The sequence below is a fragment of the Streptomyces sp. PsTaAH-137 genome, assembly GCF_003259365.1.
In the GTDB taxonomy this organism is placed as follows: Bacteria; Actinomycetota; Actinomycetes; order Streptomycetales; family Streptomycetaceae; genus Streptomyces.
This window is the reverse complement of sequence record NZ_QLLY01000017.1, coordinates 98,912-125,263: the sequence shown is the minus strand read 5'-3', so window position 1 is coordinate 125,263 and position 26,352 is coordinate 98,912. Positions and strand designations below refer to the sequence as shown.

Sequence of the window (26,352 nt, the reverse complement as noted above, 5' to 3'; positions counted from 1 at the left end):
GCCGAGGCGACCGCCCCCTGAAGCGCTCACCCCGCGCCGGGGTGCCGCCCCAGGCGGCAGACTGCCCAAGACGGCGGGGCGGCGACGAGGGGCGCGGGGAACGATCGCTCAGGAACCGTCGCGGAGGTTGGCCGGAAAGCCCGGCTGGAACTCGATCCGGTCCCAGGAGACGTCACACCCCTCGCCGGTCGGCGACTGCGCGAGGAACCCGATCAACGGCGCCGCCGACGTGTCGTCACCGAGCGCGAAGACCCGGACGAAGGTCCAGGTCTCCCCGTCGACCGAGGCGTGGAACGCGAACGCGGAACCGGTCCGACTGACCCGCAGCCACACCGAATTCCCCGGCACGACAAAGGAGTTGGCGTCGTCGGAGCGCCCGCGCGTGACGACCGTACAGATCGTCGGCTCGGCCGGTGAGCGCTCGTAGCAGAGCTTGGCCCATTCCCGGTCGCCCACGTGCACGTAGAGCACACCGGCGTCGAAGTCGCCCGCGAACCCGACGGTGACCCGCGCGCTGAACCGGAAGTCGCCGCTCGGCGCCCCCAGCAGCCGGGGCGCGTCGGAGGCGGGGTCGAGCGCGTCGCCGGCCGGCGGCACGAAGCGGTCCTGGCGGGCGCCGGCCCGCCCGGTGAGGACACCGTCGGCGTAGGCCCAGTGCCCGTCGGGGCCGTAGGCGGTCAGCGGAAAGGGCAGTTCGGGGAGGTGCAGTTCCATGGCGCTCAGTTTTCCAGGCGGCCGTTGAAGCGCCGCGGCAGCCCCAGCGGGTTGTCGTCGCGCAGCTCGGGCGGGAGCAGGGCCTCCGGCGTGGTCTGGTACGTGACCGGGCGCAGCCAGCGCTCGATCGCCGTGCCGCCGACGGAGGTGGAGGTCGAGGTGGTCGCCGGGTACGGGCCGCCGTGGTGCTGGGCAGGGGCGACGGCGACACCGGTCGGCCAGCCGTTGACGAGGACGCGGCCCGCGACGGGCGTCAGCTCGCCGAGCAGTTCGGCGCCCCGGCCCTCCCCCGCGGCCTCGGCCGAGGACAGCTGGACGGTGGCGGTGAGGTTGCCGGGCAGGCGGGAGACGACGGCGGTGATCTCGTCGGCCGACTCGTAGCGGGCGACGACGGTGACCGGGCCGAAGCACTCCTCCAGGAGCAGGTCGTGCGGGCCGCCCTCGACGGCGAGGCGCGCGGCCGGGACCGTGAGGAAGCCGGGCGAGACCGTGTGGTCGCCGCCCGCGCCGGGCGTGACCGGGGCGGACACGTCGGGCAGCCCGGCGCGCTCGGCGACGCCCGCGATGAAGTTGTCCCGCATGCGGTGGTCGAGAAGGACGCCGGAGCCGGTGTCGCTGACGGCCGCGGTGAGCGCCTTGACCAGGGTGTCGCCCGCCTCGCCGGCGGGGGCCAGGACCAGACCGGGCTTGACGCAGAACTGGCCGACACCGAGCGTCATGGAGCCCGCGAGCCCGGCGCCGATCGCCTCGGCGCGCTCGGCGGCGGCGGCCTCGGTGACGACGACGGGGTTGAGCGAGCCCAGCTCGCCGTGGAACGGGATCGGGGTCGGCCGCGCGGCGGCGGCGTCGAAGAGCGCCCGGCCGCCGCGGACGGAACCGGTGAATCCGGCCGCCGCGACCAGCGGGTGCCCGACCAGCTCGACACCGGCCTCGAAGCCGTGGACCAGGCCGAGGACGCCCTCGGGGATGCCGTGCCGCGCGGCGGCCCGGCGGATCACGGAGGCGACCAGTTCGGAGGTGGCCGGGTGGTCGGGATGGGCCTTCACGACGACCGGGCAGCCGGCCGCGAGGGCGCTGGCCGTGTCGCCGCCGGGCACGGAGAAGGCGAAGGGGAAGTTCGAGGCGGAGTACACCGCGACGACGCCCAGCGGGATCTTGTAGCGGCGCAGGTCGGGGATGGGCGGGGTCGCCGTGTCGTCGGGGTGGTCGATGACGACGCCGAGGAAGGCGCCCTCGTCGACGATGTCCGCGAAGGCCCGCAGCTGGAAGCAGGTGCGGGCGAGTTCACCGGTGAGCCGGACCGGACCGAGGGCGGTCTCCGCGTCGGCGGCCTCGACCAGGTGGTCCTTGGCGCCGTCGAGCAGGTCGGCCGCGGTGCGCAGGAACGCGGCGCGGGTGGCGCGGTCGGCGAGGGCCGGACGGGCGGCGTCGGCGGCGCGGACCGCCTGGTCCACCTCCTGGGCCGTGGCTTCGACGGCGACCTGCTCCCGCTGCTTCCCGGTTCGGGGGTCCACACTCCAGACTGGTGCTGCTGCGTCTGCCACGTCTCCCACGGCTGATTCCTCCAGCTTTTCTCGCGGCTCGGCGGACGAGCCCCGAGGGTCGTTCGATATACTGAACGCTGTCTCTGTTGATGAACACTACGGAGACTATTTCTCGTCGAACGAAGGGGTCAAGGGCGATGTCGGCAGGCGAGACGGGGGCCGCGGCGGGTGGCGCGCAGGTCAAGTCGGCGGTCCGGACCGTCGAATTGCTGGAGTACTTCGCGGGCCGTCCCGGGATGCACTCCCTGGCCGCGGTCCAGGAGGCCGTCGGTTATCCCAAGTCCAGCCTGTACATGCTGCTGCGGACCCTCGTCGAGCTGGGCTGGGTGGAGACCGACGCGACCGGCACACGGTACGGGATCGGGGTGCGGGCGCTGCTCGTCGGCACGTCGTACATCGACGGTGACGAGGTCGTCGCCGCCGCCCGGCCGACCCTCGACCGGCTCTCCGACGACACCACCGAGACCATTCACCTGGCGCGCCTCGACGGCACGAACGTGGTGTACCTGGCCACCCGGCAGTCGCAGCACTATCTGCGCCCCTTCACGCGCGTGGGCCGCAGGCTGCCCGCGCACTCCACGTCGCTCGGCAAGGCGCTGCTGGCCACCCACACCGACGAGCAGGTCCGCAAGCTGCTCCCCGAGACGCTGCCCGCGCTGACCGAGCACACGATCACCGACCGCGAGAAGCTCATCGAGGAGCTGCACGCGGTGCGCGAGCAGGGCTTCGCGGTGGACCGCGAGGAGAACACGCTGGGGCTGCGCTGCTTCGGCGTCGCCATCCCCTACCGGACCCCGGCCCGGGACGCGATCTCCTGCTCGGTGCCGGTGGCCCGGCTCACCCCCGCGCACGAGCAGATGGTCAAGGACGCGCTGTTCGACGCCCGGGACCGGCTGACCCTGGCCACGCGCCGCCTCTGAGCGGTCAGCGCCGGGCCGCTCGGTGAGAGCTTCCTGAGAAAACCTGTGAAACATGTCGCTATCGGAACGAAATCCTTCGCTCCGCTCGTCTTCTGTGCGGGATGAACAAGACGATCAGACGTGCCTCGGTCTTCTGTCTGCTGCTCGTGCTCGCCCTGCTGGTCAGGGTGACGTGGGTGCAGTTCTACGACGGCCGGGCCCTCGCGGACGACAAGAACAACCGGCGGACCGTGATGCAGCAGTACGCGCATCCGCTGGGCGACATCATCGTGGGCGGAAAGGCGGTGACCGGTTCCACGAAGACCGGCGACGACAGCGACCTCGCGTACAAGCGGAGCTATACGGACGGCTCGCTGTACTCGGCGGTGACGGGCTACACGTCACAGGTGTACGGCTCCACCCAGCTGGAGTCCCTCTACCAGGGCGTGCTCGACGGCACCGACAACCGGATCAAGAACCCCGTGGACATGCTCACGGGGAAGAGCACCAAACCCGGTGACGTGATCACGACGATCGACTCGGGTGTGCAGAAGGCCGCGTACAAGGCGCTCGGTGACAAGAAGGGCGCCGCCGTCGCCATCGACCCGGAGACCGGGAAGATCCTCGGCATGGTGTCGACGCCGTCGTTCGACCCGTCGACGATCAGCGGTTCGGGCTCGTCGGACGCCTCGGCGTGGAAGAAGCTGGCGGCCGACAAGGACGCGCCGACGCTGAACCGGGCGCTGAAGCAGGCGCTGCCGCCCGGCTCGACGTTCAAGCTGGTGGTCGCCTCGGCCGCGCTGGAGAACGGGCTGTACTCGTCGGTCGACGAGAAGACCGACTCCCCCAACCCGTTTCTGCTGCCCGGCACCAGCACCTACCTGAAGAACGAGAACGCGTCGGCCCCGTGCGAGAACGCGACGCTCAGGACCGCGCTCCAGTACTCCTGCAACAACGTGTTCGGCAAGATCGCCGCCGACCTCGGGCAGAAGAAGCTCAAGGCGATGGCCGAGAAGTTCGGCTTCGACGACGCCAAGCAGGATGTGCCGGTGCGGGCCGCCGAGAGCGTCTACCCGTCCGGCATGGACGACGCGCAGACGGCGCTGACCGGAATCGGCCAGTTCGACGTCACCGCCACCCCGCTCCAGATGGCGATGGTCTCGGCCACGCTCTCCAACGGCGGGCTCCAGGCGTCGCCGCACATGGTCTCCCAGGTGACGGACGCGGACGGGGACGCGGTCAAGTCGTACGCGGACTCCGACACCGAGCGGGTCGTCAGCGCCTCCACCGCGAAGCAGCTGCGGTCGGCGATGGAGACGGTCGTCAACGAGGGCACGGGCACCAACGCCCAGATCTCCGGGGCGACCGTGGGCGGCAAGACGGGTACGGCGCAGCACGGTGAGAACAACAGCCAGACGCCGTACGCCTGGTTCACGTCGTACGCGAAGGACGACTCGACGGGGAAGTCCGTCGCCGTCGCGGTGGTCGTGGAGCAGTCGAACGCGGCCCGCTCCGAGGTCAGCGGCAACGGCCTGGCGGCGCCGATCGCGAAGGCGATGATGAGCGCGGCGCTGAAGAACTAGCGGCGCCACCACCGGCGGCGCACCGGGGTCGGAGATGACGTATCTCCGGCCCCGGTCGCCGTTTCCGGGGGCAGGGGGCGCTTGTACCAGTGGTAGACGACCCAGGTGCCGCAGGGTTCCCAGCCCTCCGGGACCTCACCACCGGGAGCGGCCGGTTCTCTGCGGTACTCCCAGCGGCCGGGGTGCTCGGGGTCGCGGTGGCAGATGAAGCGGCCGAGGGCGTCGATCTCCCGCAGCTCCCAGCCCTCGGTGCCGAAGCGGTCCAGGAGCGCCGCGTCGGCGTAGGTGTCGGCGGTCCAGCGCCAGATCTCCACGTGCTCGTCGGGCGCGGCCCGCTCGGGGGCCAGCCGACCGGCAAGCTCCTCGGCCGGGCCGAACACCGCCGCCGGGTCCGTGCCGCCGAGCCGCTCGGCGAGTTCGGTGACCGTCCCCGTGACATGGCCGGGCGGCAGGCCGCGGCCGCGCAGGTGCCGGGCGAGTTCGTCCCAGTACGCCGTCGTCGCCGTCCCGTCGCCCACGCGCTCGTGCCCTCCGTGCCGTACCTGGTCCTGCCCTGCCTGGTCAGGACCCCAATCTAGGCCGAAACCCGCCCTTCCGTTCTGCCGTATGTCCGGTATCACGGACGACTTTCGAATCCCCGTACGTCACGCTGGTACGCTCTCGCATCCCGCCGGGCCGCACTGTGAGGGAGGATCCAGCGTGAGTACCGTCGTGGACTTCGAGGACGGTCCCGCCTCCGCCGAGTTCCACGCCTTCTTCGAACGGCATCACGCGGAACTCGCCCGTCTCGCCCATCTGTTGACCGGCGAGGCGGACGCAGCCGACGATCTCGCCGCCGATGCGCTGCTGGCGCTCTGGCACCGCTGGGACCGGGTGCGCGCGGCCGAGCATCCGGTGGCGTACGCACGTGGAGTCGTCGCCAATCTCGCGCGCACCCGGATCCGCAGCGCGGTCCGTGAGCGGCGGCGGGTGGCGCTGTTCTGGTCGGGGCGGCAGGACCGGACCGAGGGACCCGATGTCCCGGCCGTCGTCGATGTGCAGGACGCGCTGCGCGAACTGCCGTTCCGCAAGCGGGCGTGCGTGGTGCTGCGGCACGCGTTCGACCTGTCCGAGAAGGACACCGCGCTCGCTCTCGGGATCTCGGTGGGTACGGTGAAGAGCCAGACGTCCAAGGGCATGGCCGAGTTGGAGCGGCGGCTCGGGCAGGGCGGGGTGCACGGCATCGCGCCCCGGCGCGTCCCCGCGGTCGGAACGCCCGCGCTCGATGCCACGGAAGGGGGCCGGCGATGAGCGACGAGCTGCGCCGTCGGCTGCGCGCGGCCACCGGCGCGCACCGGCCCGACCGGGAGCGGATGCTGGCCAGGATCGAACGCGGCATGGCCGGGCCGCCCGCTGCCGACGTCCCCTCGCGGGGGCGCGGGCCCGCCGTCGGCTGGGTGCGGATCGCCGGGGTGACGGCGGGTGTCGCGGGGGCGCTCGCCGTGGGCGGGTTCGCGGTCGGCGCGGCGCTGCGGCCGGACGACGAGCCGCGGCAGACGGTCGCCGTCTCGCCGTCGCCCGCCACGGCGTCCCCCGACGCCACCGCACGCGAGCGCACGCCCGCCGCCTCGCCCTCCGGCAGCCCTCCGGCGTCCGCGCCGCAGCGGCACCCGTCCTCGTCGCCGCCCGGGAAGCCGTCGGGCAGTGCCGACGGCACGAAGCCGCCCGCCGCGCCCGGTCCGGGGACCGCCTCGGACGGCCCGCTGTGGTCGGACGGCTCCGTCGACCCGGGGTCGAGCGAGTACTGGAGCCAGAGCGATGTCACCTTCAAGACCGAGGACGAACTCGCCTCGCTCACCGTCGAGTTGCGGGTCGCCCTGACCGGCGGCGTCGCGGACACCGGCAACTGGCGCTCGCTGCCCGCCGAGGACTTCACGGTGTCCGTCGCCGAGCACGACGGATTCCTGGTGTACCGCTGGCAGTTGAAGGCCGGGCGGACCGTGCCCACCGGGGAGTTCGTCTTCGCCGGGCAGTACAACCACGGCGCGGGCGGCCGGGACGCCTCGAAGGACACGTACACGGTGTCGGCGCGGACGGCCGACGGTGAACGGGCCTCGGTGGGCGGCGACTTCGCCTAGAACACGGGCAACCTTTCGATGCGGGGCGACCACTACAGGCCATGACACGAAAGCCCCAGACTCCCCCACGCCACCGTCGCCGCCTCAGCAGGAAGCGCACGACGATCGGTGGCCTCGCCGCGCTCGCCCTGACCGGCGGCGCCCTCGCCACGACGGCCTTCATCGGGTCCGCGGGCGCCGCGACCGCCTGGCCGAGCGCCAAGGGCGAGCAGGCCGTGAGCAGCAGCATCGCCGTGTCCGGCACGCTCGACGGCGGCTACAAGCGCTATTACGGTTCCGGCGACCTCGGCGGCGACGGCCAGGACGAGGGCCAGGACCCGATCTTCGACCTGGCCGACGGCGCGACCCTGAAGAACGTCATCATCGGCTCCCCCGCCGCCGACGGCGTGCACTGCGCGGGCAGTTGCACCCTCCAGAACGTGTGGTGGGAGGACGTCGGCGAGGACGCGGCCACCTTCAAGGGCAAGTCCACGTCGTCCGTGTACACGGTGTACGGCGGCGGCGCGAAGTCGGCGTCCGACAAGGTGTTCCAGTTCAACGGCGCCGGGAAGCTCGTCGTCACCAAGTTCCAGGTCTCCGACTTCGGCAAGCTGGTCCGCTCCTGCGGCAACTGCTCGACGCAGTACAAGAACCGGAACATCATCATCAACGACGTCGACGTGACCGCGCCGGGCAAGTCGATCGTCGGGATCAACTCCAACTACGGCGACACCGCGGCCCTGCGCAACGTCCGCGTCCACGGCGACAGCAGCAAGAAGATCAAGCCGTGCGTCCGCTACCAGGGCAACAGCACCGGGGCCGAGCCGACCGAGATCGGCAGCGGCCCCGACGGTACGTACTGCCGCTACACGGCGTCGGACCTGACGTACGACTGACCCTGCGGCCCGGCCTCTCCGCTACTCCACGTAGTAGGTGGGGTTGGGGAACTTGAACGTCTTGTCGGCGTGGCCGCCCTGGAGGTCGGAGTACTGGTCGCCGAAGTTCCCGACGATGTCGTAGCCGAGGGACTCGATGTGCCGCCGCGTGCCCGACTTGTACTGCACGGTGGTGCAGTTCCAGGCGGCCGCGGTGGCACAGTCGCTCAGGTACGCGGGCGGGTTGGCCGTGTCCTTGAGGAAGATGTGGTCGGCGTCGAGACCGACGTCGATGCCGACCTTCTTCAGGTTCGCCACGGCCCCGGCGCGCTGCGACTCCTTGAGCCCGGAGTTGTAGAAGACCGTGACGCCCTTGCGGGTGGCGTACTTCACCAGCTCCGGGGTCCCGGGCACGGCGGGCCGGTCGGCCTTGGCCACATAGTCGGCCCAACTGGCACTCTTGTAGGTGTAGTTGGTCTTGATCTCGTAGTCGAGGCTGAGCAGCAGCGTGTCGTCGATGTCGAAGACGACGGCGGGCTTCTTCGCGTGCTTGCCGTGCCCCTTGGCCGCCTTGGCCGCCCGGTCAATGGACCGCTCGGCCTTGGCGGTGATGCGCGCCATGTCGTCGGCGTACGCGCTGTCCGACGACGCCTGCCACACGCCGTCGGCGTCCTGGGTGGCGCCGTAGTAGCTCTTGATCTCGTTCACGAGGAGGCCGATGTTGTGCGGCTCGGCCGTCGTGCTTCCGCTCGGGTGGTCGGCACTGGCCGCACCGGTGCCGTACAGGACGCCGCCCGCGAGCGCACAGGTCGCGGCGAGGCCCGTGAGGGTGATGGATCTCCGCATGTCACATCTCCGGAATCTGGCCCGAGGCGCGCGGGAAGCGCGCCAGGTCGCCCTCTGTCTACGCGCATCACATGTAGCGGACAGCCACTTTTACCCGATCGATACCCGGCCGCCCGCCTGCGCCGACGAGCGCGATCGGTACCCAGTCATTGCCCTGGGCAAAGACCGCCTTGACTTGCTGTTGAACCCGAGGCCCTAGGGTCGATCGCAGCCGTGCGCGCCGCGCACGCCCCGTCCTTCCCGGAGACTCCGCCTTGTCCGTCCCTGCCACGCTGGCCACGTCGTCGGGCGGCGAGTCGCCCGTGCTGCTCGGTGCGTTCCTGATCGGTGGAGTGGTCGCGATCTGGTGCGGGGTGGCCTGGGCGTTCGACATAAAGGGCATCAGCACCCGCCGGTCGGCGCGGGCCCGTGCGAAGAGCGCGGACGTGTGGGCGGGCTCAGGCCGCCTCGACACCGCCCCGACGACGATCTTCGGCAGCGTCGGCCATCTCCGCTTCCTCGGCGCGGTCATGGCGCTGGCCGGGGTCCTGTTGCTGCTGGTCACCTACGCGCTCTGGCAACTGGGCCGGTGACGGCGGATGCCGTGCCTGCCGCGCAACAATCACGGGGTCGGTCTCCTGGCCGGCACCGCTCTCGGGGCCCTGCCGTCGTGTGGCCGCGCGCGTCGTGGGGCCCAGTCGCCGAGGTAGGCGGCGGGGGTCGCCGACTCGGCCTCGGTGTGGGTGAGTTGAGGGCGGTTCTCGGGGACCGTGACGGTCGCGCCGGGGCCGGTGTTGCGGTACTCGGCGAATCGCTGCCGCTGCCACGGGTGGCTGTCCGACATGTTGGCGTAGGGCGCGACGGCGTCGAGGCCCGCGCCGAGGCGGCTGTTCCGGACCACGAGGGACGGCACCGCCGTGGTGTCGGAGCTGGGCACCCAGGGGCGGGCCAGCTTGTAGGACGCGTCCGGGGCGGTGCTCGTGATCCGGGACCGCGTGACGAGGCAGCCGCGCGGGTTGGCGGCCGCCGTGGAGGGGGCGAAGACGAATCCGTAGGGGGCGGCGCCCAGGTCGGTGCGGTCGAGGGTACGGAAGTGGCAGCGGTCGTACACCGCCGTCCCCCGCCCGAAGACGAAGTCGACGTCCCCCTCGACGTAGCAGTCGTGGAAGTACTGCCGGGCGAAGGCCGTCAGCGCGGGTGAGTCGGCGTAGAGGGTGTCCTGGTGGCCGAGGAAGCGGCAGCCGAAGAACGCCGACCGGTCCCCCGTCACCTTCAGGGCGACGGCCTGGGTGCCGGTGATGCCGGGGTGGTCGGCGCGCAGCCAGTCGTTGGCGAAGGTGATGTCCTGCGCGCTGAAGTCCTCGCCGCGCAGGGTGACGGTGGCCGAGCCCGTGGTGCCGTACGTGCCCGAGCCGTCGGGCTTCTGGGTGCCGGCCGCGTTGTCGTACACGACGACGGTGTCTCGGGGGTTGCCGCTCGCGCCGATCCAGGTCGTCCGGGCGGCGGTCGCCGTGACTGTTTCCCGGTAGACGCCGGGGGCGATGACGACGGTGCGGGCGGTGGTTGCTGTTGCCGCCCGGAGTGTGGTGACGTCGCCGTGGCCTTGAGGGTCTACGTAGATGGTGTCGGGGTCTCTGCGGTGGGTGGGGGAACCGTAGGGGCCGAAGGGGGTGTGGGTGCGGGTGCCTCCGGCGGCGGGGGTCGGAATCGCGGCCAGGCCGATCCCGGCGGCGATGAAGGTGCGGCGGTTCAGGGGCATGCGGATGCTCCTCGCTGGTCGGGTGCGGCTTTCGTCGTGGCTGGTCGCGCAGTTCCCCGCGCCCCTGGGCAGTTCTCCGACCGCAGCCCGGTGGCCGCTTCTCGCGCAGTTCCCCGCGCCCCTGAAGGCTGCGCTTCGCGCGCCTTCCCCTTGAGGCTGCGGCTTCGCCGCGCCTCTGTCGATGATGAGATGGCGCACGCAGTGCGCATCTCAGGGGCGCGGGGAACTGCGCGACCAGCCACGACGGTGGCGCGGACGAAGGACGGCCCAGGGCCCCGCTCAGTAAAGGTGGGCGGCTCCGGCGGACCGGAGGACGGTCCTGGTCACCGTTTTCGCCGGGTCCACATGGAGCCGGAGTGCAGGGACCCACCCGGCACCCGACCGCAGCGGAGCAGCCGCGTTCGCCGCGTTGTAGGCCGCGATGATGTCGGTCGCGACGCCGTTGACGACGTTGCCCTTCTCGGTGAGGGGATAGTCGTTCCACCGGTGGAGGATCGTGTCGGCGCCGACCCCGGCGGGGAGCGTGAAGGAGTTCTTCTCCGCGTACAGCTGCGACTTGAAGCCGATGCCGAACGAGTAGCCGTAGTCGGCGTTCGCGACGTAGGAGTTGTTGTAGACGTCGACCTGGCCGAAGCGGACGCGCGGGGCCCGCTCGACGAGGTTCTTGAAGAGGTTGTGGTGCAGGGTGACGCGGAGCCTGCCCTCGTCGGTGGCGGCGGCGCTGTCGCTGTTGCCGATCATCAGGGTCTTGTCGTGGTCGGCGAAGACGTTCCAGGACGCGGTGACGTGGTCGGCGCCCCTGACGATGTCGAGTTCGCCGTCGTGCTGCTGGTAGAGGCGGCCGTAGTAGGTGGGCAGCGTGGAGTCGGGGTGGTCGCCGTCGGTGAAGGTGTTGTGGTCCAGCCAGACATGGGTGGAGCCGTAGACGACGGCGGCGTCGTACTCGGAGTTCCAGTTGCCGGTGTCACCGTCGGTCGGGTCCCACTGCGGGAAGCAGTCGAGCGGCGACTCCAGGGTCAGGCCGCGCACGATGACGTTGTCTACGCCGGTGATCTGGAGGCTGCCGCCGACGATCCCGGCGTTCTTGCCGACGCCGATCAGCGTGGTGTTGGCGGGCACGGTGGCCTTGATGGCCTTGGCCTGGGCGGTGGCGGAGGCGGCTCGCAGGTCCTCCTGCGCGCCGCTGACCTCGTTCTCATAGCCCCAGACGGCCGGGTCGTAGTCGGCGAGGTACTGGTCGAAGTCGTAGCCGTCGGCGGCGAAGTCGTCGCAGGTGGAGCCGTCGGCGTCGAGCGTGCCGCGCACCTTGACGATCTTCGGCGCGGTGCCGCCGTCGGCGAAGGCGGCCTTCAGCTCGGCCCAGGTGGTGACGGTGTAGACGTGCGCCGGGTCGGCGGCGGCGCCCCCGTTGGTGCCGGTGGTCGCCGAGCCCCAGCCGTCGCCGGCGGCGAGGGTCTGGCGGGCGGTGTCCCGGCCGTGCGCCTGGGCGGTGCCCGCGGTGCCGGTGACGACGAGGACCAGGGCCGTGCAGCCGACCAGCCCAGATATGACACGTCCATGACATCTCTGTGTGTGCACTGTGCGCTCCTTGCCGGTATCAGGCGGGTGTGGTGCCGGGCAGCCAGGTCAGACGCGACTGCCATACGTCGGAGAGCTCGTCGATCTCGTCGCCGGTGCGCCGCACGTCGCGGGCGGGCAGCACCCGCGCGCGCAGCAGTTCACGGGCGACGAGGCGGGCCACGGCGATGGCGCCGGGCGGATTGCTGTGGGTGTTGTCCGCTTCCGTGGCGGTCCAGTTGAAGTAGACCTTCGTCTCCTCGGCGCCGAGCCGCTGCCACAGGGCGAGCGACAGGGCCTGGATGTCGAGCAGCGCCACGCCCTCCTCCTCGGCGAGGGCGCGCATCGCCGCCGGGTAGTCGCCGTGCGTGGGCAGCGCGTCGCCGTCGGCGTCGAACTTCCTGCGTTCGACGGGGGTGGCCAGTACCGGCCGGGCGCCCCGGGCGCGGGCTCCGTCGAGGTAGCGCCGCAGATACTTCTGGTACGTCGACCAGGGCTCGGTGGAGCGGGTGGGGTCGGCGCTCTTCTCGTCGTTGTGGGCGAACTGGACGAGGAGGAAGTCACCGGGGTGGATCGCCGTGAGGACGGTGTCGAGGCGGCCCTCGTCGAGGAAACTCTTCGAACTGCGGCCGTTGACCGCGTGGTTGGCGACCCGGACCCGGTCGCCGAGGAAGAACGGCAGGGCCGTGCCCCAGCCCGTCTCGGGTGCGGCGTCGGCATACTTCTGGGCGGCGGTGGAGTCCCCGGCGATGAACAGGGTGCGGCGGTACGCCGGACGGGGGCGGGCGGCGGCGGGGCTCGCCGCGGCCGCCGCGAGCGGCAGGGCCGCGAGCGCGGCCAGGGTGGCTCTTCGGGTGGTCGGCACGACGGTGCGCGTCCTTTCGTGACGTGCGTGCGGGTCGTGGTGGCCGGGCCGGCGACACGGCGTCTTCGCCGCCGGCCCGTGGGCGGGCCAACTCCTAGTTGGCCTGCTGCTTCCAGTCGTCCTGGGCCTTGTTCAGCTGGTCGGCCATGGTGTCGAGGAAGTCCTTGGCGGACTGCTTGCCGAGGAGGACCTTCTGGAAGTTGGCCTCGTTGTCGGCCTTGGAGATGGTGTTCCAGTCGGGCAGGTAGTACGGCAGTTGCACGATCTTGGTGGAGCCGGACTCCAGGGCCTCGGCGGCCAGCTTGGTGGGCTCGGCCTTCTGCACCCAGGCGTCCTTGGCGGCGTCGGTGTTGGCCGGGATCTGGCCCGCCGACTCGTTCCACTTGCTGTTCTCGCTGTGCGAGGCGGCGAACTCGATGAACTTCCAGGCGGCCGTCTTGTTCTTGCTCGCCTTGAACAGGCCGAGCCCGTCGACCGGGTTGGAGACCTGGACGCGGGTGCCGTCGTCGCCGGTCGGGTTCGGCAGGCCCTTGAACGTGTCGGCGCCCAGCGCCTTCACATGGCCCGCGTAGGAGCCGAGGTTGTGGTTGAGCATGCCGATGGTGCCGCTGTCCCACTGGCTGACCATCTTGGTGAAGTCGTTGTTGACGTCGGCCGACGGGGTGGCCTTCTTGTAGAGGGCGGCGTACTTCTCCAGCGCGGCGACGTTCTCGGGATCGTTGACGGTCGTCTTCTCGTTGTCGCCGTCCCAGAACGAGGTGATGCCGCTCTGCCCGTACATCACGTCGAGGGCCTGGGCGATGGAGCCCTCGCCGCCGCGGATGGTGTAACCGAACTGGTTCTTCGAGGAGTTGGTGAGCTTGCCCGCCGCGTCGAAGAACGTGGACCAGGTCGTCGGCGCGTCCAGGCCCGCCTTGTCGAACAGGTCGGTGCGGTAGTACAGGACGCCGTTGTTCGCGGACGTCGGGATCGTGTACAGCTCGCTGCTGCCCCCGGCCGCCCTCACCGAGTCGACGAACTTGGCGTTCAGCTTGTCGTTGAGGGAGCTGGTGGCCAGCCGGTCGGCGACCGGTTCGAGGGCGTTCTGCGCGGTGAGCGTGGCGAGCATCGCGGTGCCCACCCCGCCGACGTCGGGCAGGCCGCCGCCCTGGATGGCGGTGTCGTACTTGGACTGCACGTTCTCGGCGGGGACGCCGACGTACTTGACCTTGATGTCGGGGTTCTTCTTCTCGAAGTCCTTGATGATCTCCATCCAGACGTCGCGGCGCACGGCCGTGTTGTTGTCCCAGAAGGTGATCGTGCCCTTGCCGGAGCCCTCGTCGCCCTTGTCGCCGCCGGTGCCGGAGCCGTCGTCGCCGCAGGCGGTGGCGGTCAGGGCGAGCAGGGTGGACAGACCCACGGCGGTGCCGGTGCGGAGCGCGTGTCTGCGCATGCGGAAGTTCATGATCGGCTCTCTTCTGCTGGATCGCTGGATCGGTGGGGTTCTGGGGGTCGGAGGTGGGTCGGTGGGGTGTGTTCGGTGCTGCGGAAGCGGGTGAAGAGGGCGGTCCCGGCGGGTCCCGTACCGCCGGGGACCGCCCCGTCCGGGGCCGCGGCGAACAGGCCGAGCAGTGCTCCGACCCAGCGCCACGGCTGTGCGGCGAACATCTGGCCCGAGGGCCGGAATCCGTCGCCGGTGTCGACGGAGAAGCGGCAGCGCGCCCCGTCGGAGATGTCGACGCGCAGGCGCGCCGTGCCGTCAGGTGCCGGGCGCGGGTGGGCGGCGGCGCGTTCGGTGTCGGCGGCCGGGCCCTCGGCGAACCGGTGCGCGACGTGGACGGTGCCGTCGGCGGCGCGCTCCAGGCCGGTCCAGGAGTAGGCGTCGCCGAGGACGACAAGTCCCGCGCGGGCACCGGGGGTTGTCGCGTCGAGGCGGAGGTCGACCTCGATGCGGGAGGGCGCCAGGGGCAGGCGCTGGGTGAGGACGTGCGGGACACGGCGCAGGTCGCGCAGCCCGTCGGCGGAGCGCACGCAGGTCAATCGGAGTCCGTCGCCGCCGTGCGCCGTCGCGAGGCCGTCGCGGGGGTTGGCGGTCCACTGCCACTGCCGGCCGAACCGGCCGCCGGGGAAGTCGTCGTCGGCCGCGGGCGCCGTGACGGGCTGCGCGGGCAGGTCCGGTTTGGGGTGGACGCGCACGGGGACGCCGGGCGCGTGCTCGGCGCCGGGCACCGGCCAGCCGTGCGCGTCCCAGCGCATCGGCTGGAGATGCACCACACGCCCGTACGCGCCGCGCTGCTGGAAGTGCAGGAACCAGTCCTCGCCCGTGGGCGTGTCCACCCAGCCGCCCTGGTGCGGGCCGTTGACGTCGGTGGCGCCCTGTTCGAGGATCACGCGCTCCTCGTACGGGCCGGAGAACGAGCGGGAGCGGAAGGCGCCCTGCCAGCCCGTCTCCACGCTCCCGGCCGGGGCGAGGATCCAGTACCAGCCGTCGCGCCGGTACAGCTTGGGTCCCTCGATCGTGAACCAGCCGGGGATCCGGTCCCCGTCGATCAACAGGGTTCCCTCGTCGAGGAGTTCGGTGGCGTCGGCGCTCATCCGGTGGCCGGTGATCCGGTTCTTGATGCCGGCCCGCGACTTCGCGTAAGCGTGCACGAGGAACGCCTCGCCGCTCTCCTCGTCCCACAGCGGGCACGCGTCGATCAGGCCCTTGCCCGCCTTCAGCAGATGCGGTCGGCTCCAAGGACCCCTGATGGACGGCGCGTTGATCTGGAACACGCCGTGGTCGGGATCGCCCCAGAAGATCCAGAAGCGCTCGTCGTGGTACCGGATCGAGGGCGCCCACACCCCGCAGTCGTGGCGCGGCGCCGTGAACGCCTCGGTGGGTTCGAGGCGGTCGAGGGCGTGGCCGATCAGGGTCCAGTTGACGAGGTCGCGGGAGTGCAGCAGGGGCAGGCCGGGGGCCCGGCCGAAGCTGGACGCGGTGAGGTAGAAGTCGTCGCCGACGCGGCACACGTCGGGGTCGGACCAGTCGGCGGCGAGGACCGGGTTGCGGTACGTGCCGTCGCCCAGGTCGCCGAAGCGCGGTCCTGCGCTCATGCGGACACCGCCTTTCTGACCAGGGCGGCGGTCCGCTCGCGGTCGAGGCGGCCGTCGGCGACGACCGTGACGATCCGGCGTACGGCGGTGTCGCCGGGGGCGATCGGCAGGCGGGCCCGGGCGGCGAGCGAGGAGCCGACGCCGGGGTACTCGGCGGTGCGCACGAACCACGGGTCGCGCCGGGTCCCGGCGGTGGCCCCGGCGAAGACCAGCGTCCAGCCGTCGCCGCTCAGGGCGAGCCAGTCGGCCGGGCGGCCGTGCACGGCGTCCTCGCCCTCGGCGTCCGCGGTGCGCACCGAGGGGGCGGCGGACTCCTTGGGCGCCCGCCAGAAGAAGCCTCCGTAGGCGGCGCCGGGGCGGCCGTTGGTGGCGGGGCTGCCGACGGTGACCGGCTCGCGGCCCGGGTTGGTGAGCGCGAAGGTGAGGTCGAGCGCCCAGGCGTCGTCGGCGAGCCGGGTCACGGCGACGGTGCGGCGCTCACGCAGCAGCACCCGCGCGTCCGCGATCCAGTCCAGGTCCTCGACGCAGCCGTCCGGGTCGCGCAGCTTGAACTCGCGGTGCCGCTGCTCGCCGTGGTTGTCCAGCTCGGTCGGCCCCTGGTCGCGTACATAGGTCCGGCCGCCCCAGAAGTTGTGTCCTTCGACGTCCGGCACGGCGACGCCGGCCCCGAGGTGGTGCGGGTGATCGGCGGGCGCGTACTCGGTGACGGGAACGCCGGCGAGGGTGGTCACCGGGTGCAGGAACGGGCGCGGTGCGCTGCGTCGGTCGAGGTCGGCGCGGACCTCGTAGCGGGCGACCGGGCGGCCCGCGCAGTGCAGGGTGAGGGGGGCGACGGCGAGGCGGTTCATCGGGCGGCCTCCTGTTCCCGGCGGGCCCAGTCGGCGCCGAGTCCGGCGTAACCGGTGAGCGTGTCGGCGCTGGCGGCGACGAGTCCGTCGATGCCGGGCACGACCCGGCGGAGGGTGCCGTCGCCCCCGCCGCCGGGCACCGTGTGCCAGGCCGAGGCGGGCAGCGGCCGCGGCTCGGGCGCGCGCCGGATCGCCTCGACGACCCGCATGAAGGCGCCGGTCGCGGCCGGGGTGACGAGGAGTTCGGTGGCCCCGGTGGGATCGGAGAGGTGGGCGACCAGGTTCTCCAGGAGATCCGTCCGGGCGTACGTGGTCTCCTGCGGGCCGTGCCCCGCGCGCTGCACGAGGGCGCGGTCCTGCTTGTACCAGAAGGTGATCCGGCCGTGGCTGCCGTGCACGACGACGTACGGCTCGTCGGGCCGCTCGGCGCACAGGGTCGCGGCGACGGTGACGCGCGAGCCGGTGCGGGTGGTGATCGAGACGTACGAGGTGTCGTCGGCCTCGATGGCGTTGGCGCGGAACAGCTCGGTGCGGATGTCGGTCAGGTCGTCGGCGCCGGTCGCGCCGTCGAGGGCGAGGCCGGTGGCGACGGCGTGGGCGAGGGGGTTGGTGAGCACGCCGTCGACCACGTCGACCTGGCGGCCGGTGGCGTCGGGGAGCCTGCGCCGTCCGGCCCAGGGGGCGCGCCGGAAGTAGGCCTCGTCGCGGGCCCAGGCTCCGGCGGCGCCGATGCCGAGGGGTTCGCCGATGACCCCGTCCCGTACGAGATCTCGTATATGAGACATCGCGTGCGAGCCGAGCGACTGGAAGCCGATCTGGCAGGCGACACCGGCCGCGGCGACCCCGGCGGCCATCCGCTCGTACGCGGCGTACGACGGCGCGGGCGGCTTCTCCAGGAGCAGGTGCACGCCCCGCGCGGCGGCGGTGAGGGCGAGGTCGGTGTGGGTCGGGATCGGGGTGCAGATCACCGCCGCGCGGGCGCCGGTGCGGTCCAGGAGGTCGCCGAGGTCCGGCGATTGGGCGACGCCTCCGAACCCGGCCAGCTCGGAGTCCGGGAGCGGGTGCAGTTCGCAGACTCCGGTGAGGGTGACGAGGCCTGCTTCGGCCAGCCGCCGGATGTTGTCCAGGTGCCAGCGGCCGTGTCCGCGGGCACCCGCGAGAACGACGGGTACGGGGGTCGGGTTCGCGGTCATCCCTTCACCGCCCCGGCGCTGAAGCCCGTGACGAGCCACTTCTGGATGAAGGCGAAGACGAGCACGACGGGCAGCGCGGCCACCACACCGCCTGCGGCGAGCGCGCCCAGGTCGACGGAGTCGGCGCCCATGAGCGTGGCGAGGCCGACCGGGATCGTCTGCTTGCTCTGGTCCGAGAGGAACATCAGGGCGAACAGGAAGTGGTTCCAGCTGTGCACGAAGGCGAAGGAGCCCACGGCGACGAGTCCGGGCCGCAGCAGCGGCAGGACGACAGCGCAGAAGGCGCGGAAGCGTCCGCAGCCGTCGACCCAGGCGGCCTCCTCCAGGGACGGCGGCACGTTCCGGATGAAGCCGCTGATCAGGATCATCGTCAGCGGGAGCTGGAAGACGGTCTCGGCGATGATGACGCTGCCCAGCGAGTTGATCATCTTCAGGTTGGCGAAGATCTCGAAGAGCGGTACGAGCATCAGCGCGCCCGGGATGAACTGCGAGCAGAGCAGGGCCAGCATGAAGGCCCGCTTGACGCAGAAGTTGAAGCGGGCGAGGGCGTAGCCGCCGGCCAGGGCGACGACGGTCGTCATGACCATCGAGGCGACGCCGACGAGCAGGCTGTTCTGGAAGAAGGTGGCGAACGCCCGCTCGTTCCAGACCTTGTCGAAGTGCTCGAAGGTGAGCGGCCACGGCGCGAGCGAGGTCGAGCCGGTGGGGCGGAACGCGAAGAGCAGCATCCAGTAGAACGGGATCAGCGTGAAGAGGAGGTAGACGCCGAACGGCACGTAGATCTGCCAGCGCGGCACGTCGTCCCAGGACGCGCTCTTCTTCGGCGGTCTCGTCTCCTGGCGGGGCCGGCCGGGGGCCGGGCGCACGGGGGCGGTGGTGGTGGCGGTCACTTCTCGTCGCCCCCGAACTTGCTCAGGCGGAGATAGATCATCGAGCAGAACAGCAGGATCACGAAGGCGATGGAGGTCAGCGCGGACGCGTAGCCGAAGTCGTGGCTGTCGACGGCGATGGACGCGATCCGCAGCGGCAGCGTCGTCGTCTCCCCCGCGGGCCCGCCGCCGGTGAGGGTGTAGAGCAGGTCGACGTTGTTGAACTCCCACACCGCGCGCAGCAGCGTGGACAGGATGATGGCGTCCTTCAGGTGCGGCAGCGTGATGTGGAGGAACTGCCGCAGCCGGCTCGCGCCGTCGACCTCGGCGGCCTCGTACAGGTCCTTCGGGACGGACTGGAGGTCGGCGAGGATGAGGATCGCGAAGAACGGTACGCCGCGCCAGAGTTCGGCGGTGACGACGGCCGGGAAGACGGTCGCGGTGTCGGACAGCCACGACGTCCCGTACGAGCCGAGGCCCACGTCGGCGAGGTAACGGGTGATGCCCGTCTGGGAGTTGTAGAGCAGCATCCAGATGGACGAGGTGAGGACGCCGGAGACGGCCCACGGCGAGAAGACCAGGGCGCGGGCGAGGCCGCGGCCGATGAACGTCTGGTTCACGACGAGCGCGAGCCCGAGTCCGAGCAGGAGTTGCAGGACGACCTGGACCACGACCCACTGGAGGCTGAAGCCGAGCGTGCTCCAGAAGTCGGGGTCGCTGGTGAACGCGGTGACGAAGTTGTCGAGGCCCGCGAAGCCGTTCCGCCACGGCTTGGTGGGGTTGTAGTGCTGAAGGCTGTAGTAGAAGACGCTGATGACGGGGTACGCGATGAAGCCCAGCATCAGCAGACCGGCGGGCGCGATCAGCAGATACGGCAGCCTGCGCGGGGTCGCGGACGTGCGGCGGCGGGGCCGGGGCGGTGGCGGTCCGGCCGGCGGGGCTTGGGCCACGGCTGCGGCTTGGGCCATGACGGGACTCCGTTCCTGGTGAAGCGCTTCGCGAACGCTGTTCGAGATGTCGATCATGTACGGGCGTCGGGGCCCGGGCGCGCGGCGGTCGGCTCAGCCCGCGTACGGGTCCGGCACCTTGCCCGGCCTGGCCAGGAAGGCGAAGTCGCAGCCGGTGTCGGCCTGCGTGATCTGCTCGTTGTAGAGCGCGCCGTAGCCGCGCTCGTACCGCTCGGGCGGCTCCACCCACTCGGCGCGGCGCCTCTCCAACTCTTCTTCGTGCACGTTGAGTTGAAGTTGGCGCGCGGCCACGTCGAGCGTGATGCTGTCGCCGGTGCGGACGAGTGCGAGCGGACCTCCGACGTACGACTCGGGGGCCACGTGCAGCACGCACGCCCCGTAACTGGTGCCGCTCATCCGGGCGTCGGAGATCCGCACCATGTCGCGCACACCCTGCTTGAGCAGGTGGTCGGGGATCGGCAGCATGCCGTACTCGGGCATGCCGGGGCCGCCCTTGGGGCCGGAGTTCCGCAGCACCAGGACGCTGTCCGCGGTGATGTTCAACTCCGGTTCGTTGATGGTGCGTTGCATGGTCTTGTAGTCGTCGAAGACGACGGCGGGGCCGGTGTGCTTGAGCAGGTGCGGCTCGGCGGCGATGTGCTTGATGACGGCGCCGTCGGGACAGAGGTTGCCGCGCAGGACGGCGACGCCGCCCTCGGCGGCGACCGGGTTGTCCCGGGTGCGGATGACGTCGTCGTGGTGGACGACGGCGCCGTCGAGCTGGCTTCCCAACGTGCCGTTCACCGTGGTCCGTTCGAGGTGCAGCAGGTCGGTGATCCGGGAGAGGAAGGCGGGCAGGCCGCCGGCGAAGTGGAAGTCCTCCATGAGGTACGTCCGGCCGCCGGGCCGCACGTTGGCGAGGACTGGCACGGTGCGGGCGATGCGGTCGAAGTCGTCGAGGGTGAGCGCCACCCCGGCGCGGCCGGCCATCGCGATGAGGTGGATGACGGCGTTGGTGGAGCCGCCGAGGCCGAGCACGGTGGTGACGGCGTCGTCGAAGGCCGCGCGGGTGAGGATCTCGGACGGCTTGAGCGCGGTCCAGGCCAGCTCGACGGCGCGGCGCCCGGAGGCGGCGGCCATCCTCTCGTGCGCGGAGTCGACGGCGGGGACGGAGGACGCGCCGGGCAGGGTCATGCCGAGGACCTCGGCGGCGGCGGTCATGGTGGAGGCGGTTCCCATGGTCATGCAGTGACCGGGCGAGCGCGCCAAGCCGCCCTGGAGTTCGCGGAGTTCGCAGTCGGTGAGGTTGCCCGCGCGGTGCTCGTCCCAGTACTTCCACATGTCGGTGCCGGAGCCGAGCGTCTCGCCGCGCCAGTGGCCCGGCAGCATCGGCCCGGCGGGCACGAAGAGGGCGGGGACGTCGGCGGAGGTGGCGCCCATGAGGAGCGCGGGGGTCGACTTGTCGCAGCCGCCGAGCAGCACCGCCGCGTCGATCGGATAGGAGCGGAGCAGTTCCTCCGTCTCCATGGCGAGGAGGTTGCGGTAGAGCATCGGGGTCGGCTTCTGGTACGTCTCCGAGAGCGTGGAGACGGGGAACTCCAGGGGGAAGCCGCCCGCCTGCCACACGCCCCGCTTGACGGCCTCGGCGCGCTCGCGCAGATGGACGTGGCAGGGGTTGATGTCGGACCAGGTGTTGAGGACGGCGACGACCGGGCGGCCCCGGTACTCCTCGGCCTCGTAACCGAGTTGGCGCATCCGGGCGTTGTGCGACCAGGTGCGCAGGGCGCCTTCGGTGCCGTACCACTGGTGGGAGCGCAGCTCCTCGGGGGCGAGCCGCCGACGGCCGGTCATATCGACCACCCCGCGGCGATCTCCGCGATCTCGGCGCGCTCCGCCTCGGGCAGCACCCGGCTGGGCGGCCGGACGTCGCGGCGGCACAGGCCGAGCGAGGCGAGGGCCTCCTTGACGACGGAGACGTTGTTGGCGGAGGCGTCGGCGGCGCGCAGCTCCTCGAAGCGGCGGATCTGTTCCCAGACCTTCATCGCCGCCTGGTACTCGCCGGATCGAAGCGCTTCGATCATGGACAGGGAGACGCTCGGGGCGACGTTCACCAGGCCGGAGGTGAAGCCGGTGGCGCCGGCCGAGAAGTAGGAGGGGGCGTACGGCTCGGCGAGCCCGGCCACCCACACGAAACGGTCCAGGCCCGCGTCGCGCGCGAAGGCGGCGAAGCGCGCGGCGTCCGGGACGGCGTACTTCACGCCGATCACGTTCGGGCAGGCCGCGCCGAGTTCGGCGAGCCGGGCGCCCGGCAGGGTGGCGGTCTTGATGTACGGGACGACGCCGATATCGGGCACCGCGTCGGCGACGGCCCGGTGGTAGTCGACCCAGCCACCCTCGGAGACATACGGGTGCACCGGCTGGTGCACCATCACCATGCTCGCGCCGTGCTCCCGGGCGTGCCGGGCGGCGTCGATCGCGGTCGGCACGTCGTGGCCGACGCCGGCCAGGACGGTCGCCGAGTCGCCCGCCTCGTCGAGAGCGGCCTCGGCGACGAGGCGGCGCTCGGCGGCGGTCAGGGCGTAGAACTCACCGGTGTTGCCGTTCGGCGTGAGGATGCGCACGCCGCCGTCGAGCAGCCGCCGCAGCAGGGTCCGCAGGGCCGCTTCGTCGACGGAGCCGTCCGCGGCGAACGGTGTCACCGGGATCGCCACGACGTCGGCGAGCGCGGCCCGCTGCGTCTGATACGAAGCCTTCGGCGCGCTCATGATCGCTGCTCACTCTCTTCTTCCCGGGCATCGGCTCCCTGGGCCTCGGATTCCTGGGCCTCGGGGAAGGCCCGCTGCACGAACGACGCGATGTGGTCGCGCAGCGCGCGGGAGGCGCCCTGCGCGTCGCCGGCCAGGGCGAGTTCGAGGATCTCCCGGTGCTCGGCTGCCTCCCGCTCCCAGGACGGGTCGGCGGCCCAGGCCACCGCGGAGACCAGCGCGGCCTGGTCGCGCACCTCGTCGAGCATCTTGCCGAGCAGCGGGTTGCCGCAGGGGGCGTAGAGGGCGCGGTGGAACTCCCGGTTGGCCAGCGACCGTTGGGCGGTGTCGGCCGCGGTGTCGGCGGCACGCAGGGCGTCGCGGGCGGCGTCGAGGGACGCCTTGCGCCGCACCGTGCGGCGCAGGGCCTCGGGTTCGAGGAGGAGGCGCACGTCGTAGACCTCGCGGGCCATGTCCGCGTCCACCATGCGCACCGTGACGCCCTTGTACTGGTTCATCACGACGAGCCCGGTCCCGGCCAGCGTCTTGAGCGCCTCGCGCACCGGCGTCTTGGAGACCCCGAACTGCGCGGCCAGGTCGGTCTCGACCAGGGCCTGTCCGGGTCTCAACTGCCCGGTCAGGATACGGCGCTTGATCTCCTCCTGGACGAACTGGGTGCGGGAGGGGATCGGGGTGGGCACAGAGGTCATGCGCGCCTCTCGGTGGATATCCGGTGTACGACGTGCTCGATCGCGCTCGGCGTACGGCGTATCAGGTATCGCGTCTCATATATGACGTACGAAGTACGACGCGTTGAAGCTAGAAGCACGGAGATGTTTCGTCAACGCTTCCGACAAAAGAAGTCCCGCCCGGACGGAACACGGGCGGGACAGGGACGGGGCAGGGGCCGGACAGGAGCTAGCGGGCGGGCCCTACGGCTGCCGCCAGTCCGGGTCCCGGCCGCTCAGGCCGATGACCCGGTCGGTCAGCGACGCGTGCTCGGAGACCGCGACGACCGGGCCGAACAGGCCCCCGCGCCCGCTGTCGTCCGCGGCCGGGGCGAGCAGGGCGTGGGCGGCGCCGAGGGCCGCCTCGTCCGGGGTGTACTCCTGGCCGGTGGCGCGAGCCAGGTCCCAGCCGTGCACGACAAGTTCGTCGGCGGTGACGAGCCCGGCGACGGCGCCGGGCAGGTCGAGGCCGCCCGCGTGGGTCATGCCGTCCCAGGCGGCGGGGTCCCGCCAGGCCTCCACCAGTTCGTCGAGCGCCTTGGGCAGGGCGGCGCGCCAGTCCGGCGACAGCTCGGGAAGGGTGCTGCCGGGCTGTGCCGTGTTGTCGTCCGCGCGCTCCTTGCGGGCCGTGGCGCGCAGCCCGGCCGCGAGGCCGACGATGTGCCCGACGAGATGGCGTACGGCGTAGTCGGGACAGGGCGTCGGCAGGTCGAGCTGGTCGTCCCGGACCCCGTGGGCGAGCCCGGCGACGATCCGGGCCTGCGGGCCGAGGTCCACTGTCGTGTCACTCATGGCGAATGGTGACCCTTCCGGTGAGGCATGTGTTCGCTGGTCACCGGTACAGACTCCGCCGCGGCCCGGAACTCATCGGTCCCGGCCCCGAGGCGTCAGAGCTCCGCGAGGGCCGCCCTGACGAGGTCCAGGTCCGCGTCCGGGGCCAGCCCCGCGTGGTACAGCCGCAGCTCGTCCGCGCCCAGCTCGCGCGCGGCCCGCACGTCGGCGGCGAGGGTGCCGGGACTGCCGCCCATGCCCCGTACGACGGTGAGGTTCGCGGCGAGCACTCCCCTGCCCTCGGCCGCGAAGGGGGCCAGCAGCCCGGCGCCGCCCGTGCAGGGCACCACCACCCCGTCGGCGACGGCCAGGATGTGCGCGGGGTCGACGCCCGCGTTGGCACCGCAGTGGTAGGAGACGGGGTCGGCGTGCAGCAGCACCTGAAAACCGGCCGGGGCCGCTTCCCGTACCGCCGCGACGGCGGCTTCCTGGAGGGTGCGGGCGGTGATGTCGCGATACGCGCGGGTGGCGGCGGCCTGCTCGGCGCCGAGCAGCTTCTCCACGCCCGCCCAGCCGTCGTCGGCCGGCTCGCCCCGCCATACGGGTTCCAGGGCGGCCCGCACCGAGCGGCTCAGCTCCTCCGCGTCGAGGCCGTGCCGGGCGTACCCGGCCCGGCAGTCCGGGCAGAAGCAGAGCGACATCAGGTACTGCGCGGCCTCCCCGAGGCCGACGCCGCCGATCTTGTCGTGGGCGTGCAGATGCGCGAGGCCGTACCAGCCGAGCGATTCGAGTTCGGTGCCGCGCGCTCCGGGCCGGGTGGCGGCCTCGGCGGCGAGGGCGACGAGAAAGGCGCGGGTGGCGGGCTGTGCGATGCAGGGGGCCCAGGGGTAGCGGTCGCCGTACGCGTTGACGACCGAGGTGTCCGGACGCTCGGCCCCCAGGCGGGAGTTGTGGGCGAGGACGACCCAGGTATGCACGTCGAGTCCGGCGTCGGCGAGCGCGGCGGCGGCCTCTCCGTAGGCGTCGCCGGGGGCCCAGTTCCCGGCCGCGTACGGCCTCAACTCGGCGTCGGTCCAGCGCTGTTCGTCGACCGGGTAGAGGACGGCGGCGTGTTCGGCGGTGACGACGCGGTGCCGGGGGTGGCGGGGGGTGAGGGCCCGGGTGGAGTGGTAGGCGGCGGCGAGGGTGACCTGCTGGACGCCGAGGTCCGCGATGCGGCGGGCGGCGTCCGGGTCGCCGATGACGTCCCAGGGATAGACGAAGGCGGAGGTCCTCACGCGCCCTGCTCCTCACTCGCGGCATCCGGAAGATCTGCGGCATCCGGAAGATCCGCGGCACCCGGGAGATCCGCGGCGTCCAGCAACTCGCCCGCCGCCTCGATGAGTTCGGCGAGCCGCTTGATGTGTTCCTCGGTCGGCTCGTGCAGCGGCGGGCGGACCTCGCCGACGTCGAGCCCGCGCAACCGTACCCCGGCCTTCACCAGCGCGACCGCGTAGCCCCGCCCCTGGTTGCGGAGTTCGACGAGCGGCCGGTAGAAGCCGTCGAGCAGCGCGTTCACCGTGGTGTCGTCGCCGCCGTTGACCGCCTTGTGGAAGGCCTGCGCGATCTCGGGGGCGAAGCAGAACACGGCGGAGGAGTAGAGGGTGATGCCGAGGCCCCGATAGGCGGGCATGGTGAGTTCGGCGGTGGGCAGCCCGTTGAAGTAGAGGAAGTCGTCGCGCACCCCGGAGGCGCGGACCGCGCTCACGGTCCGCTGCATCAGATCGAGGTCGCCGAGCCCGTCCTTGAGCCCGATCACCTTCGGGTGGCGGGCGAGCGCGACAACGGTCTCCGGGGTGAACACGGCGTTGTCGCGCTGGTACACGACGAGGTCGAGCGAGGTCGCCTCGGCCAGTTCGGTGTAGTGCCGCAGCAGGCCCTCCTGCCCGGCGACGACGAGATACGGCGGCATCGCCAACAGGCCGTCCGCGCCCGCCCGTTCGGCCGCGCGCGCGTAGTGGACGGCGAGCGCGGTGCCGTATCCGGCGCCCGCGACCACCGGCACCCGGCCGTCCGTCGCCTCGACCGCCGCGGCCACGCACGCCTCGAACTCCTCGGGCGTGAGCGCGTGGAACTCCCCGGTGCCGCAGCAGGCGAAGACGGCGGCGGCCCCGGCCTCGACGCCGCGCCGCACATGGGTGCGGTAGGTGTCGAGGTCCACGGCGCCGTCCGGCCCGTACGGGGTGACCGGGAAGAAGAGCGGGCCACTCGGGACGGCGAGTCGAACGGCGAGGGCGGCTGACGTCACGGGCTCTCCCTGAGCGTTGCACGCACAGATGTGCATGTTTCTGATCCGCGTCTATATTTCTGAACGCACTCACCGTAAGCCGCCCCAAAGCAGACGGTCAAGCGCCCGAACTCGGCGGAGTCTTGACGGCGAGCGACCACCTCCTTAGCGTGTCCACGAATGTGAATGCCGCT

At 71.8% G+C, this 26,352-nt stretch carries 25 protein-coding genes; 6 read left to right on the top strand and 19 right to left on the bottom strand.

Translation table 11 applies throughout. The features are described from left to right. Positions 1 to 108: 108 nt before the first annotated feature. Positions 109 to 714, bottom strand: a complete 606-nt coding sequence (locus tag K377_RS31545) for a DUF1349 domain-containing protein (RefSeq protein WP_111666989.1) — start codon at positions 712 to 714, stop codon at positions 109 to 111. A gap of 5 nt (positions 715 to 719) precedes the next feature. Continuing rightward, the gene (locus tag K377_RS31540) at positions 720 to 2,267 is read right to left on the bottom strand and encodes an aldehyde dehydrogenase (NADP(+)) (RefSeq protein ID WP_375605978.1); all 1,548 of its coding nucleotides are present in this window, start codon (positions 2,265 to 2,267) and stop codon (positions 720 to 722) included. Positions 2,268 to 2,395: 128 nt separating this feature from the next. On the opposite strand from K377_RS31540, the gene K377_RS31535 reads away from it, so the two are divergent. Both K377_RS31535 and K377_RS31530 read left to right on the top strand, forming a co-directional pair. Next, positions 2,396 to 3,178 (top strand): IclR family transcriptional regulator, encoded by a 783-nt coding sequence (locus K377_RS31535; RefSeq protein ID WP_111666988.1) that lies wholly within the window; start codon positions 2,396 to 2,398, stop codon positions 3,176 to 3,178. Positions 3,179 to 3,279: 101 nt separating this feature from the next. Continuing rightward, on the top strand, positions 3,280 to 4,740 hold the full coding sequence (locus K377_RS31530; RefSeq protein WP_111666987.1) for a penicillin-binding protein 2: 1,461 nt from the start codon (positions 3,280 to 3,282) through the stop codon (positions 4,738 to 4,740). Here the strand turns inward: K377_RS31530 and K377_RS41830 are convergent. Then, positions 4,737 to 5,258, bottom strand: coding sequence for a hypothetical protein (locus K377_RS41830; protein ID WP_161195053.1), 522 nt, complete (start codon positions 5,256 to 5,258; stop codon positions 4,737 to 4,739). The two genes, K377_RS31530 and K377_RS41830, sit on opposite strands and share 4 nt — an antisense overlap. A gap of 181 nt (positions 5,259 to 5,439) precedes the next feature. Between K377_RS41830 and K377_RS31520 the strand changes: the two genes are divergently transcribed. The 3 genes from K377_RS31520 to K377_RS31510 are packed head-to-tail and all read left to right on the top strand — an operon-like array spanning position 5,440 to position 7,732. Then, positions 5,440 to 6,030, top strand: coding sequence for a SigE family RNA polymerase sigma factor (locus K377_RS31520; RefSeq protein WP_258395190.1), 591 nt, complete (start codon positions 5,440 to 5,442; stop codon positions 6,028 to 6,030). Then, positions 6,027 to 6,857, top strand: a complete 831-nt coding sequence (locus tag K377_RS31515) for a hypothetical protein (protein WP_111666986.1) — start codon at positions 6,027 to 6,029, stop codon at positions 6,855 to 6,857. The genes K377_RS31520 and K377_RS31515 overlap by 4 nt, the downstream gene beginning before the upstream one ends. Before the next feature lie 41 nt (positions 6,858 to 6,898). Beyond that, the gene (locus tag K377_RS31510; RefSeq protein WP_111666985.1) at positions 6,899 to 7,732 is read left to right on the top strand and encodes a pectate lyase; all 834 of its coding nucleotides are present in this window, start codon (positions 6,899 to 6,901) and stop codon (positions 7,730 to 7,732) included. Between the two features lie 21 nt (positions 7,733 to 7,753). On the opposite strand, the gene K377_RS31505 is transcribed toward K377_RS31510, so the two are convergent. Continuing rightward, a complete protein-coding gene (locus tag K377_RS31505) occupies positions 7,754 to 8,557 on the bottom strand; it encodes an HAD family acid phosphatase (RefSeq protein WP_111666984.1) in 804 nt (267 codons plus the stop codon). A gap of 254 nt (positions 8,558 to 8,811) precedes the next feature. Between K377_RS31505 and K377_RS31500 the strand changes: the two genes are divergently transcribed. After that, the gene (locus tag K377_RS31500) at positions 8,812 to 9,129 is read left to right on the top strand and encodes a hypothetical protein (protein ID WP_237551550.1); all 318 of its coding nucleotides are present in this window, start codon (positions 8,812 to 8,814) and stop codon (positions 9,127 to 9,129) included. 29 nt (positions 9,130 to 9,158) lie between these two features. Here the strand turns inward: K377_RS31500 and K377_RS31495 are convergent, their stop codons facing one another. The 15 genes from K377_RS31495 to K377_RS31425 form a co-directional block, all read right to left on the bottom strand. Next, positions 9,159 to 10,295: a pectinesterase family protein gene (locus K377_RS31495; protein ID WP_111666983.1), complete on the bottom strand. Its 1,137-nt coding sequence runs from the start codon at positions 10,293 to 10,295 to the stop codon at positions 9,159 to 9,161. Positions 10,296 to 10,574: 279 nt separating this feature from the next. Continuing rightward, positions 10,575 to 11,873: a polysaccharide lyase family 1 protein gene (locus K377_RS31490; RefSeq protein WP_111666982.1), complete on the bottom strand. Its 1,299-nt coding sequence runs from the start codon at positions 11,871 to 11,873 to the stop codon at positions 10,575 to 10,577. Between the two features lie 19 nt (positions 11,874 to 11,892). Then, a complete protein-coding gene (locus K377_RS31485; protein WP_111666981.1) occupies positions 11,893 to 12,717 on the bottom strand; it encodes a rhamnogalacturonan acetylesterase in 825 nt (274 codons plus the stop codon). A gap of 94 nt (positions 12,718 to 12,811) precedes the next feature. Then, complete coding sequence (locus K377_RS31480; RefSeq protein WP_111666980.1) at positions 12,812 to 14,161, bottom strand: sugar ABC transporter substrate-binding protein; 1,350 nt, start codon at positions 14,159 to 14,161, stop codon at positions 12,812 to 12,814. Continuing rightward, positions 14,158 to 15,792, bottom strand: a complete 1,635-nt coding sequence (locus K377_RS31475; protein WP_111666979.1) for a glycoside hydrolase 43 family protein — start codon at positions 15,790 to 15,792, stop codon at positions 14,158 to 14,160. Before K377_RS31475 ends, K377_RS31480 begins: the two co-directional genes overlap by 4 nt. After that, a complete protein-coding gene (locus K377_RS31470; RefSeq protein ID WP_111666978.1) occupies positions 15,789 to 16,640 on the bottom strand; it encodes a PmoA family protein in 852 nt (283 codons plus the stop codon). The genes K377_RS31475 and K377_RS31470 overlap by 4 nt, the downstream gene beginning before the upstream one ends. Continuing rightward, positions 16,637 to 17,833, bottom strand: coding sequence for a Gfo/Idh/MocA family protein (locus tag K377_RS31465; RefSeq protein WP_111666977.1), 1,197 nt, complete (start codon positions 17,831 to 17,833; stop codon positions 16,637 to 16,639). The genes K377_RS31470 and K377_RS31465 overlap by 4 nt, the downstream gene beginning before the upstream one ends. Beyond that, positions 17,830 to 18,723 carry a carbohydrate ABC transporter permease gene (locus K377_RS31460; protein ID WP_375605977.1) on the bottom strand — a complete coding sequence of 298 codons (894 nt, stop codon included), beginning with the start codon at positions 18,721 to 18,723 and terminating at the stop codon, positions 17,830 to 17,832. Before K377_RS31460 ends, K377_RS31465 begins: the two co-directional genes overlap by 4 nt. Continuing rightward, positions 18,720 to 19,670, bottom strand: coding sequence for a carbohydrate ABC transporter permease (locus tag K377_RS31455; RefSeq protein WP_111666976.1), 951 nt, complete (start codon positions 19,668 to 19,670; stop codon positions 18,720 to 18,722). The genes K377_RS31460 and K377_RS31455 overlap by 4 nt, the downstream gene beginning before the upstream one ends. A gap of 93 nt (positions 19,671 to 19,763) precedes the next feature. Then, positions 19,764 to 21,500, bottom strand: a complete 1,737-nt coding sequence (gene araD, locus K377_RS31450) for an L-arabinonate dehydratase (protein ID WP_111666975.1) — start codon at positions 21,498 to 21,500, stop codon at positions 19,764 to 19,766. Beyond that, the gene (locus K377_RS31445; RefSeq protein ID WP_111666974.1) at positions 21,497 to 22,414 is read right to left on the bottom strand and encodes a dihydrodipicolinate synthase family protein; all 918 of its coding nucleotides are present in this window, start codon (positions 22,412 to 22,414) and stop codon (positions 21,497 to 21,499) included. Before K377_RS31445 ends, araD begins: the two co-directional genes overlap by 4 nt. Continuing rightward, positions 22,411 to 23,103: a GntR family transcriptional regulator gene (locus K377_RS31440; RefSeq protein WP_111666973.1), complete on the bottom strand. Its 693-nt coding sequence runs from the start codon at positions 23,101 to 23,103 to the stop codon at positions 22,411 to 22,413. The genes K377_RS31445 and K377_RS31440 overlap by 4 nt, the downstream gene beginning before the upstream one ends. Before the next feature lie 222 nt (positions 23,104 to 23,325). Beyond that, complete coding sequence (locus K377_RS31435) at positions 23,326 to 23,913, bottom strand: TIGR03086 family metal-binding protein (RefSeq protein ID WP_111666972.1); 588 nt, start codon at positions 23,911 to 23,913, stop codon at positions 23,326 to 23,328. Between the two features lie 95 nt (positions 23,914 to 24,008). After that, positions 24,009 to 25,169, bottom strand: a complete 1,161-nt coding sequence (locus tag K377_RS31430) for a hypothetical protein (RefSeq protein WP_111666971.1) — start codon at positions 25,167 to 25,169, stop codon at positions 24,009 to 24,011. Then, the gene (locus K377_RS31425; RefSeq protein ID WP_258395189.1) at positions 25,166 to 26,179 is read right to left on the bottom strand and encodes a 5-dehydro-4-deoxyglucarate dehydratase; all 1,014 of its coding nucleotides are present in this window, start codon (positions 26,177 to 26,179) and stop codon (positions 25,166 to 25,168) included. The genes K377_RS31430 and K377_RS31425 overlap by 4 nt, the downstream gene beginning before the upstream one ends. Between the last annotated feature and the right edge of the window lie 173 nt (positions 26,180 to 26,352).